Origin of the sequence: Commensalibacter papalotli (ex Botero et al. 2024) (assembly GCF_947179115.1) — a bacterium.
GTDB lineage: Bacteria > Pseudomonadota > Alphaproteobacteria > Acetobacterales > Acetobacteraceae > Commensalibacter > Commensalibacter papalotli.
In genome coordinates, this window is sequence record NZ_CAMXCI010000015.1 from 1 (window position 1) to 2,345 (window position 2,345).

A 2,345-nucleotide genomic window follows, 5' to 3' on the forward strand; every position below is an offset into this window, starting at 1 on the left:
CCGAACAGGTGAAAACACGTTACTTAAAAAGACCATGAAGAATGGGGCATCTATTGCGTTAGTAGGGGCGAATTCGCCTGGTGGGTTTCGTCGTATTACAGTGCGCATTGTGTTGTTCGACGAGGTCGATGGATATCCAGTTGGTGGTGCAGGTTCCGAAGGGGATCAAATTGCTCTTGGCACCAAACGGTCCGAGACTTTTTGGAACCGTAAAATTGTATCGGGATCAACGCCAACGATTAAAGGACTATCTCGGATTGAAAAGCTTTATCAAGAGGGTGATCAACGACGTTTTTACGTGCCATGTCCTCATTGTGGAGACTATCAAGTCCTAGAATGGGGTGGCAAAGATGTGACGCATGGCATTAAATGGGACAAAGATGAACAGGGTCAAGCTTTACCCGAAACGGTGCATTATGTATGTAAGCATAATGGTTGCGTTATCTTGGAACAAGAAAAGCCAGAATTAATCAAAAATGGTGAATGACGTGCGTTGGCTTTGTTCAAAGGGCATGCATCCTTTCATATTAACTCGCTTTATTCATTGATGCCCAATGCCAGATGGTCTTTGTTGGTATCAGAGTTTTTGCGGGTAAAGTCTGATCCGATTGAGTTACAAACTTTTGTAAATACGACCCTTGGGGAAACCTTTGAAGATCGTGGTGAGGGCGCATTATCTGAATTAACCTTGGCAAGACGTGCGGAACTCTGGGCTGGTGAAGTTTCTGATGGGGTGGTGTTATTAACAGCGGCAGGCGATACCCAAGATGATCGTGTTGAGCTGGAAATTGTCGGGTGGGGACGCAATGAAGAACGCTGGTCCATTGCGCATGTGGTGATTGATGGCGATCCAGACAGTCCTACTTTGTGGCAAGAGGTTGATACGATCTTAAAGCGTCAATGGTATCGTGCTGATGGTCATGCTTTTTCGATTGCTGCGGTCTGTATTGATTCAGGGGGGACATCATACACAGCGTGTTTACGAGTTTTGCAAAGCAAGACTTGGACGCAGGATTTGGGCAATTAAAGGCGGTTCTGAACAAGGTGGGCAACGCTCTCCAGTCTGGCCATCTAAACGTCCAACGCGTAAATCCAAAGGGTTCAGACCTTATATTATTGGGGTCAATGCAGCCAAAGATATTATTCGCAGCAGGCTAAAGATAGAACAACCTCCACCTGATACAGCCTGTCCAGGTTATATGCATTACCCTCAAGATCGAGATATTAATTTTTTTGCGCAACTGGTTTCTGAACGCTCAGTCAGAAAACGCATTGGTGGTAAAGACGTGCGCGTCTGGGAACAAACCCCAGGGCGCGCGAACGAGGCTTTGGATTTGGCAGTTTACTCATATGCTGCCTTATGTGGCTTAATGCAACAAGGGTTAAAATTGAACGTCATGGCTGATCGTATGGAACAAAACCAAGAGCCAGTAAAAATGGTTGAACAAAGTGTCGAAGTATCAGGATTACCCAAAGAACAATATGTTCAACCTGAAAAGAAAGATCCTGTGAAAGCTAGGAAAGAGTTTGTTAAAGGGTTCTTGTAGGATGATTAATGAGGTAGTAGTTTAGCTATATTAGTAATTAATAATACTAAAGATACGTATATCTGTATTAAACAGCCAAGCGCAGATACACCAAATAGTATTAGTAATGTACGGTTAATTATCGTTGTTAATAGTGTTTCTTCTTTTGTTTTTTTAAGTCCTTGTTGTAATAATATTTTTGTTTTTGCAATCCTTATTTTGATTCGTTGAAAAACGTAATCTCTATTTTCTTTTTTTGTAAGGAAGTAAATATATTTTAATAAAAATAATATGTAAGGTATAGGAAATACGAATAATGCTATAAGTGCAAGTGTATCCAGTTTATGCCATATTAAATCCTTATCTGCTTCGTGTATTCTTAATGCGCCATAATATAATATAGTTATCAGCACTAAATAATTAATTTCTTGGAAAAATATTTTTCTGGCTTTTATTAGATTCATAATCATTTCTTTCTATTTTATTTATAAAAGTTATTTCATTAATATAATGAAAACCACCTTCCACCTTAACACCAAACAGACCTCATTAGAACTGCAACGAATAGCGTCCAAAGATATTCCTTATGCGGTTGCACAAGGTCTGAATGGGGTGGCAAAGGCAGCACGGGATCAGATCAAGCAAGAGCTGCCCAGTATTTTTCAGAATATCAATGCGTTTACTAGGAATGCTGTGGCCTTTACGCTTGCGACCAAGAACTATCAAACAGCAACGATTTTTATCAAAGACCAACAAGCCAAATATCTACAATTTGAGGAATATGGCGGCACGCGAACGCCAAGTGATGCTATTACCAAT

General features: G+C 40.7%; 5 protein-coding genes. 4 read left to right on the forward strand and 1 reads right to left on the reverse strand.

What is annotated here, in order from left to right; genetic code table 11:
- From QMN76_RS10965 to QMN76_RS10975, 3 genes are all read left to right on the forward strand, one after another.
- Positions 1-487: phage terminase large subunit family protein (locus QMN76_RS10965; RefSeq protein WP_328517276.1), on the forward strand; the 487-nt coding region annotated here is incomplete at its 5' end.
- 6 nt (positions 488-493) lie between these two features.
- On the forward strand, positions 494-1,027 hold the full coding sequence (locus QMN76_RS10970; protein ID WP_328517277.1) for a terminase gpA endonuclease subunit: 534 nt from the start codon (positions 494-496) through the stop codon (positions 1,025-1,027).
- The gene (locus tag QMN76_RS10975) at positions 915-1,547 is read left to right on the forward strand and encodes a terminase gpA endonuclease subunit (protein ID WP_328517262.1); all 633 of its coding nucleotides are present in this window, start codon (positions 915-917) and stop codon (positions 1,545-1,547) included. The genes QMN76_RS10970 and QMN76_RS10975 overlap by 113 nt, the downstream gene beginning before the upstream one ends.
- Before the next feature lie 5 nt (positions 1,548-1,552).
- On the opposite strand, the gene QMN76_RS10825 is transcribed toward QMN76_RS10975, so the two are convergent.
- Positions 1,553-1,990 (reverse strand): hypothetical protein, encoded by a 438-nt coding sequence (locus tag QMN76_RS10825; RefSeq protein WP_282024342.1) that lies wholly within the window; start codon positions 1,988-1,990, stop codon positions 1,553-1,555.
- 46 nt (positions 1,991-2,036) lie between these two features.
- Between QMN76_RS10825 and QMN76_RS10830 the strand changes: the two genes are divergently transcribed.
- Positions 2,037-2,345: hypothetical protein (locus tag QMN76_RS10830; RefSeq protein WP_282066034.1), on the forward strand; the 309-nt coding region annotated here is incomplete at its 3' end.